The organism is Thioalkalivibrio sp. (assembly GCF_041690275.1).
Lineage (GTDB): Bacteria > Pseudomonadota > Gammaproteobacteria > Ectothiorhodospirales > Ectothiorhodospiraceae > Thioalkalivibrio.
This window is the reverse complement of the sequence record NZ_JAWLHP010000075.1, coordinates 3,682-10,476: the sequence shown is the minus strand read 5'-3', so window position 1 is coordinate 10,476 and position 6,795 is coordinate 3,682. Positions and strand designations below refer to the sequence as shown.

Below are 6,795 nucleotides of genomic sequence, written 5' to 3'. Positions count from 1 at the left end.
GGGTACGAGGGGCGTCAGTGCGCCCCTGAGGCCTGTCGCGGTGCATGCACGAGCACCGTCCCGGACAGCCAGTCGTGCAGCATCAGCCGGCGCGGATGCAGCTGGCTGAGGCCAAGCCCGACCAGCACCAGCGTGGTGACGGCGATGGTGACCGCAGCGCCATATTCCCGCGCGAGGTGAATCGCGAACAGCAGCAGCAGCCATTGCGCGAGCGCGACCAGGTAGCGCAGCGTGGCCCTCCGCACCGTCACCGGGCCGCCCCCCTCGTCGCGCAACCGGATCTGCCAGGTCTGCATGCCCAGCGTCTGGCCGGTGCGGGTCCAGAACCCGACCAGGAACAGCCAGGCGGCAAGCAGGTTAACCGCGAATTGCAGCGGGATCATCGGCCGCCCCACGAGGTTCCCGAGAAACACGAAGAGGAGACCCAGGACCATCCAGATCGCCAGCAGCAGCAGGCCGTCGTAGATCATCGCTCCGAGGCGGCGGAACAGGCCTGCGGGCTCGCCCTCCGTGGTCGCATGCACGGCCACCGTCAGAACACGGACTGGAAGGGAATGACCTCGACCTCTTCGCCGGCGCTGGCGCCGCTGCTCTCCGCGGGCAGGCGGATGTAGGCGTTGGCGAGGCTCATCGAGCGCAGCTGGTGCGATCCCTGCCCTCCGGTGGACCGCACGACCCAGCCGCCGTCGCGCTGCTCCAGGATGCCGCGCTGGAAATCGGCGCGTCCCGGCCGCTTGTGCAGGTCCTCCAGCAGCCGGGCCTGCAGCGTCCAGGGCGGTTCTGCGGCAGCACCGCTGAGCCGGAGAAGGGCCGGGCGCACGAACAGCGAGAAGGTCGCCATCGCGGACACCGGGTTCCCGGGCAGGCCGAGGAACAGGGCCCGGCCGAAACGGCCGAAGGCGAGCGGTCGGCCTGGCTTCATCGCGACCTTCCAGAAGCCGACGCGACCCTCCTTCTGCAGCAGCTGCGACACGAAGTCGGCGTCGCCGACCGACACGCCGCCGGTGGTCAGGATCAGGTCGGCGGTTGCGCCGGCCTGCGTCAGTGCCGAGCGGACCGCCTCCTCGGTGTCGGCGATCACCCCGAGGTCCACGAATTCCACCGGGTAGCGCGTGAGCAGCGCCGCGAGCGTGTAGCGGTTGCTGTCGTGGATCTGACCGGGGCCGAGCGGCTGCCCGATCGGCACGAGCTCGTCCCCCGTGGTGAAGAAGGCCACGCGCGGGCGGCGTACCGCGGCGACCTGGGGGATGCCCTGCGAGGCCAGCAGGCCGATGTCGGCTGCGGTCAGGCGGCGCCCGGCGTCGAGTATTACCGCCCCGGCCCGGGTGTCCTCGCCGCGTTCGCGGATGTTGGCTCCGGGCGACGCGTCCTTCTCGAGCGTCACCTGACCGCTCTCCGTCAAGCCGGCGTGCTCCTGCATCACCACCGTGTCCAGTTCCTCCGGCACCACCGCCCCGGTCAGAATCCGGACGCACTCGCCGGGACCGACGGGTCCCTGCCACGGATGCCCGGCCGCGGAGACGCCGATCAGGCGCAGGCGGTTTCCGGCCCGGCCGTCTGCCGCGCGCAGCGCAAAGCCGTCCATTGCCGAATTGCGCGCCGGCGGTACGTCGATCCGCGCGGCCACCGGTTCCGCGAGCACCCGGTCCAGCGCCGCCGCGATCTCCAGCGTCTCGGTGCCGCCCACGGGGGCGCTCTCGGCCAGCACCCGCTCCAGGGCCTGCTCCACGGTCAGCGCATTGGGATCGGATTCGTCCAGGCAGGTGGTCGCGGTGTTCATGATCAGGTCTCCCTCCCGGGGCCCCGCAGGCCGAGGTATTCGCCGATGAAGTCCGCGATCAGAGAGACATTGTCCAGTGGCAGGGTGCGCATGCCGCCGGGTACCGCATCCGGCCGATCGGTCGCGACGGCGACGATGTGAGGGTCCCCGGTGCACAGCAGCGGCTTGCCGAGGACGGGGCGGTGTATCTCGATCTTCGGGATCGGCTCGCGCTTGAAGCCCTCGACAAGGATCAGGTCGGCCCGGCGCGGGTCGATCCGGTCGATCAGCTCCGGCAGCGCCGGATCGGTCTCCTCTCCCGACGGATTCTCGACCATCAGGGCGAACCGGCGGCTCGATGCGACCAGCACCTGTCCCGCCCCGGCCTGGCGGAGCTCGTAGCTGTCCTTCCCCGGTTTGTCGACATCGAAGTGGTGATGTGCATGCTTGATCATCGCGACCTCGAGGCCGCGAGCGCGCAGCAGCGGCAGCAGACGGGTCAGCAGTGTGGTCTTGCCGGCTCCGCTCCAGGCGGCAAGACCCAGAAGTGGAATCGGTCGTTCACGGGTGTCGGTGTTCATCTCGGCGTCGGTATCTCGGTCCCGGTCGTGCCGGAATGCGTGGCTGTGCGAGGATAACCGAGCGGGCGCGGGATCACACCCGATTACCGGTGTGGTGATCCGGCCTCCCGCCCGGTCCGCGGATTCGGGAAACCCGAGCGGCGGGTGGTTGTCCATCAGTTGGGGAAGGCGCGCACAGCGCGAGCCCTGCGTGTAGGATTGAATCCGGGTCGTCCGCGACCGCGACACCTGTTCCGCAAGGGTACCCGGTCCGGCACCACCACATCCTGAAGCCTCCTGGGATACGAGCATGCGCCTTCAGTCGATGAAATCCTGGTTCCGTATGGTCCTCTGGGTCCTGCTCCTGGCGGCCGGTGCCGGCTGGCTGCTGGCGGCCTCGGGTGACGAGGCGCGCGGGCAGGCGATGCTGCTGACCGTCTCGGACGCGATCGGACCGGCGACGGGCGACTACATCATCCGCGGGATCCAGAGGGCGGAAGAGGAGGAGTTCGACCTGATCATCCTGCAGCTGGACACGCCGGGCGGACTGGATTCGGCGCTGCGGGGGATCGTGAAGGAGATCCTGGCCTCGGATGTCCCCTTCGTCACCTACGTGCATCCGGCGGGCGGCCGGGCCGCGAGCGCGGGCACCTACATGCTGCTGGGGTCGCACGTGGCGGCGATGACGCCGGCAACGAACATCGGCTCGGCCACGCCGGTGCAGATGGGCGGCGGATTCCCCGGATTCGATGATGGCGACGGCACGGCGCCGGGCGATCGCGAGGATGCGGAACCGGCATCGGACGAAGACGTGCAGGCGTCCGGCGACGGCGCGGCCGAGGGGGATGACGCGGAGACCCCGGAGACGGAAGGGGCGACCGAGGCCACTGACGGGGACGAAGAGAAGCGCCGGGGCGAGACCGCGATGGAGCGCAAGGTCCTGGAGGACGCGGTCTCCTACATTCGCGGCCTGGCCGAGCGGTTCGACCGCAACGCCGACTGGGCCGAGGCGGCGGTGCGCGAGGGCGAGAACATCGGTGCACGGGAAGCCCTGGAGCGGAACGTGATCGAGTTCGTGGCCAGCGACCTCGACGCGCTGCTCGAACAGATGGACGGGCACACCGTGCGCATGCCCTGGGGCGACACCGTGCTCGAGACCGGGAACCTCGAGGTGGTGCGCGTGGATCCGGACTGGCGGACCAATCTGCTGGCGGTGATCACCAGTCCCAACATCGCCTACATCCTGATGCTCGTCGGCATCTACGGCATCATCTTCGAACTCTCCAACCCCGGTGCGATCTTCCCCGGTGTCATCGGCGCGATCTCGCTGGTGCTCGCCTTCTACGCGCTGCAGGTGATGCCGGTCAATTACGCCGGGCTCGCGCTGATCCTGCTCGGCCTGATCTTCATGGTCTCCGAGGCCTTTTTGCCGAGTTTCGGCATACTGGGCATCGGTGGCGTCATCGCCTTCATCACGGGCTCAATCATCCTCTGGGACGATCCTGAATTGAATATCTCGCTACCCCTGGTCTTCGGGACCGCACTCGTGGTCGCTGTCTTCTCCATCTGGGTGCTGGGGCGACTGTTCCAGCTGCGCAGGGTGAAACCGAGTATCGGACGCGAGGAAATGATCGGCATGGTCGGAGAGGCGCGCGAGGACTTCGACCGCCACGGCCGGGTCTACGTGCACAGCGAACTCTGGACCGCCGAGACGACCACACCCGTCGAATACGGGCAGCAGGTGCGCGTGGTGGGGGTGGACGGGCTTCGCCTGCGCGTGGAACCGCTGCCGGACGACGCGGGCCGGCCCGCGGACAGCCGTTCCTGAGCGCACGGGCATGACGATCCCGCGCTGCACGCCTCCCGCCCCAACCACAAAGCCCGGTCGCGGTCCCACGGCCGGTCAGGGACAACCCAAGTGAAGGAGAATACGGAATGACTGGTGCCTATCTGTTTCCCCTCGTGGTGGTCGTCGCGCTCATCGCGATGTCCATCAAGATCCTGCGCGAGTACGAGCGGGGCGTGGTCTTCTTTCTCGGACGCTTCCAGGCGGTCAAGGGTCCCGGCCTGATCATCATCATTCCCGGGATCCAGCAGATGGTGAAGGTGGACCTGCGCATCATCACCCTCGACGTGCCCGGCCAGGACGTGATCTCCCAGGACAACGTGACCGTGCGGGTCAACGCGGTGCTGTACTTCCGCGTGGTCGACTCGGCCAAGTCGGTGATCCAGGTGGAGGACTACTACTCGGCAACCAGCCAGCTGGCACAGACCACGCTGCGCTCGGTGCTGGGCAAGCACGACCTGGACGAGATGCTGTCCGAACGGGACAAGCTGAATGCCGACATCCAGGAGATCCTGGATTCGCAGACCGATGCCTGGGGCATCAAGGTCACCAACGTCGAGATCAAGCACGTCGACCTGAACGAGTCGATGGTCCGGGCGATTGCGCGCCAGGCCGAGGCCGAGCGCGAGCGTCGCGCCAAGGTGATCCATGCCGAGGGCGAGGAGCAGGCCGCCGAAAAGCTGGTGTCTGCCGCCAAGATGATGGAAGAGGCGCCGACGGCGCTGCAGCTGCGGTATTTGCAGACGATGGCGAACATGTCCACCAGCAGCCAGACGAGCAGCATCTTCTTCCCGATGCCGCTGGAGATGACCCGGGTCTTCGAGGCCCTGACGGGCAAGCGTGCGGAGCCCTCCGGGTCCGGTGGCGGGAACGGCTGAGCCGGTCGCCGGGGACGCCGGATCCGCGGCGGGCTGCGCGGATCCGGTGCTCGAGCGCTTCCTCGACGAGCTCTGGGCGGTCGACGGCCTCGCCCGCCTGACACTCGACGCCTACCGCAGGGATCTCGAGGCGCTCTGCCTGTGGCTGCGGGGGCAGGGGTCGGATCTCGTCAACGCCAGCCGCTCCGAGCTGCTCGCCTTCCTCGGTTCCAGGATGCAGGCAGGGAGCCGTCCCAGGTCGGTGGCCCGCTGGCTGTCCAGCCAGCGCCGTTTCTACCGATTCCTGGTGGCCTCCGGTCTGCGCCGGGATGACCCCACTGCGCGCATTGACGCCCCCGCGCTGGGCCGCCCGCTGCCCGGCAGCCTGTCGGAGGGCCAGGTGGAGGCCCTGCTCGGCGCGCCCGACACCGGCAGCCCGGTCGGGTTGCGGGACCGGTCGATGCTGGAGCTGCTGTACGCGACCGGCCTGCGTGTGTCGGAGCTGGTCGGCCTGGAACAATCCCGGGTGAACCCGCGCCAGGGGGTGATCCGGGTCACCGGCAAGGGTTCGCGTGAACGGCTGGTGCCGCTGGGCGAGGAGGCGGCCGACTGGCTGGGGCGCTACCTGCATGGGGCGCGGCCGGAACTGCTGCGCGAACGCCCCCCGACCGAGGCCCTGTTCGTCAGCCGCCGCGGTTCCGGCATCACCCGGCAGGCCTTCTGGTACCGGATCAAGGAGTACGCGGCCGTGGCCGGCATCACCGGCCCCCTCTCTCCGCACACCCTGCGCCACGCCTTTGCCACGCACCTGCTCGACCACGGTGCCGACCTGCGGGTGGTGCAGATGCTGCTCGGCCACAGCAGCCTGTCCACCACCCAGATCTACACCCACGTCGCGCGAGCGCGGCTGCAGGCGCTGCACGCCCGGCACCATCCGCGGGGCTAGTGGGCCATGCGCCTGGTTCCGTGCCCGGTTCGACCACTGCCTGCGGCCGGAGTCCGGCAGCAGTGATACACTCCGGGCGTTTTCCTTCACCTGAAGAGACGGTTGCATGCTGATGATACGAACAATCCTGATCGCACTGCTGAGCACGCTGGCCATCCCGCCGGCCCTTGCCACCGAAGCGATCGAAAGCCGGCTGGCGGAAGTGGTGCCGACGGTAAGTCCGGACGCCATCGAGCCATCGGGCATTCCCGGTGTGTACCAGGTGCGTTTCGGGACCGACGTCTTCTACGTCTCCGAGGACGGCCGCTATCTGCTCCAGGGCAGCCTGATCGACCTCGAGACGCGGGAAAACCTGACCGAGAAGTCGCTGCGCAGCGTGCGTGCAGAGATCTTCGCGGACATTCCGGATGAGGAACTGACCGTCTATGTCCCGGAGCGCGAGGTGCAGCACGTGATCAACGTCTTCACCGACCCGAACTGCCCCTATTGCCGGCAGTTGCACGGGGAGATGCAGGACTACCTCGATGCGGGGGTGAAGGTGCGCTATTTCATGTATCCGGTGCTGGGCCGTGATTCGCCGACGATCATGCGCGACATCTGGTGCGCGGAAAGCCGCACCGCGGCGATGGATCGCGCGAAGGCCGACATGCCGGTGCCCTCCGCGGACTGCGCGACGCCGGCGGAGCGGCACCTGGCATTGGGACGCGAGCTGGGCATCAGCGGCACCCCGGCGACGATCACCCGGGACGGACAGCTGATCTCCGGCTACCGCCCCGTGGCCGAGGTCCTGCAGGCGCTGGAAGCGGAGTAGCACGCCTCCCGGAGGC

General features: G+C 68.5%; 7 protein-coding genes. 4 read left to right on the top strand and 3 right to left on the bottom strand.

The features are described from left to right. Positions 1–14: 14 nt before the first annotated feature. The 3 genes from ACESMN_RS12175 to mobB are packed head-to-tail and all read right to left on the bottom strand — an operon-like array spanning position 15 to position 2,340. Positions 15–536, bottom strand: a complete 522-nt coding sequence (locus ACESMN_RS12175; protein ID WP_373053873.1) for an RDD family protein — start codon at positions 534–536, stop codon at positions 15–17. Beyond that, entirely contained in the window at positions 533–1,780 is a 1,248-nt protein-coding gene (gene glp / locus ACESMN_RS12170) for a gephyrin-like molybdotransferase Glp (protein ID WP_373053872.1), read from the bottom strand. Before glp ends, ACESMN_RS12175 begins: the two co-directional genes overlap by 4 nt. A gap of 2 nt (positions 1,781–1,782) precedes the next feature. Continuing rightward, on the bottom strand, positions 1,783–2,340 hold the full coding sequence (gene mobB, locus ACESMN_RS12165; protein WP_373053871.1) for a molybdopterin-guanine dinucleotide biosynthesis protein B: 558 nt from the start codon (positions 2,338–2,340) through the stop codon (positions 1,783–1,785). 289 nt (positions 2,341–2,629) lie between these two features. On the opposite strand from mobB, the gene ACESMN_RS12160 reads away from it, so the two are divergent. From ACESMN_RS12160 to ACESMN_RS12145, 4 genes are all read left to right on the top strand, one after another. After that, positions 2,630–4,147: an NfeD family protein gene (locus tag ACESMN_RS12160; protein ID WP_373053870.1), complete on the top strand. Its 1,518-nt coding sequence runs from the start codon at positions 2,630–2,632 to the stop codon at positions 4,145–4,147. A gap of 107 nt (positions 4,148–4,254) precedes the next feature. Next, a complete protein-coding gene (locus tag ACESMN_RS12155) occupies positions 4,255–5,043 on the top strand; it encodes a slipin family protein (protein WP_373053869.1) in 789 nt (262 codons plus the stop codon). Then, positions 5,027–5,968, top strand: coding sequence for a site-specific tyrosine recombinase XerD (gene xerD, locus ACESMN_RS12150; RefSeq protein ID WP_373053868.1), 942 nt, complete (start codon positions 5,027–5,029; stop codon positions 5,966–5,968). Before ACESMN_RS12155 ends, xerD begins: the two co-directional genes overlap by 17 nt. Before the next feature lie 106 nt (positions 5,969–6,074). After that, on the top strand, positions 6,075–6,779 hold the full coding sequence (locus ACESMN_RS12145) for a DsbC family protein (RefSeq protein ID WP_373053867.1): 705 nt from the start codon (positions 6,075–6,077) through the stop codon (positions 6,777–6,779). Positions 6,780–6,795: the final 16 nt, after the last annotated feature.

Coding starts and splice junctions, on each gene's coding strand:
- ACESMN_RS12155 (WP_373053869.1), top strand. CDS start 4,255: ATGACTGGTGCCTATCTGTTTCCCCTCGTGGTGGTCGTCGCGCTCATC.
- ACESMN_RS12145 (WP_373053867.1), top strand. CDS start 6,075: ATGCTGATGATACGAACAATCCTGATCGCACTGCTGAGCACGCTGGCC.
- mobB (WP_373053871.1), bottom strand. CDS start 2,340: ATGAACACCGACACCCGTGAACGACCGATTCCACTTCTGGGTCTTGCC.
- ACESMN_RS12160 (WP_373053870.1), top strand. CDS start 2,630: ATGCGCCTTCAGTCGATGAAATCCTGGTTCCGTATGGTCCTCTGGGTC.
- glp (WP_373053872.1), bottom strand. CDS start 1,780: ATGAACACCGCGACCACCTGCCTGGACGAATCCGATCCCAATGCGCTG.